Below are 356 nucleotides of genomic sequence, written 5' to 3' on the forward strand. Positions count from 1 at the left end.
CGGTGTGCATGAGATCGCCATCTGGCCCTCGAGGAGGTTACGGCTGGCGCCGAGCTAGATGCCGATCTCACCGAGACGATTAGGCCAAGGCCGGCCACCCCACACATTGCGGTGCAGGTGGTCGACCGCAAGGCGGTCGAGCACCTTGGCGCGGCGCTCATTCAAAGTCGGCGAACGTGCAGAAGTGAATGTTCGGGGTGTTGTACCAGGTATAGGGCATGAAGTCCGATACCGGCATGCGGCCTTTGGTCGCCAGGTACCAGCGGCAACGCCAGTGCCCGAAGTTGGGGAAGGTGATGATGCACTGGCGGCCCACGCCCAGCATCTCGTCGAGGATGCGATCAGGGTACTCCACG

1 pseudogene is annotated in these 356 nt (G+C 62.6%); it reads right to left on the reverse strand.

The features are described 5' to 3' along the window. Positions 1-54: 54 nt before the first annotated feature. Positions 55-356: pseudogene (locus tag GYA94_RS27525) on the reverse strand (methionine biosynthesis protein MetW); the annotation flags it as partial.

Origin of the sequence: Pseudomonas juntendi (assembly GCF_009932375.1) — a bacterium.
Taxonomy (GTDB): domain Bacteria; phylum Pseudomonadota; class Gammaproteobacteria; order Pseudomonadales; family Pseudomonadaceae; genus Aquipseudomonas; species Aquipseudomonas juntendi.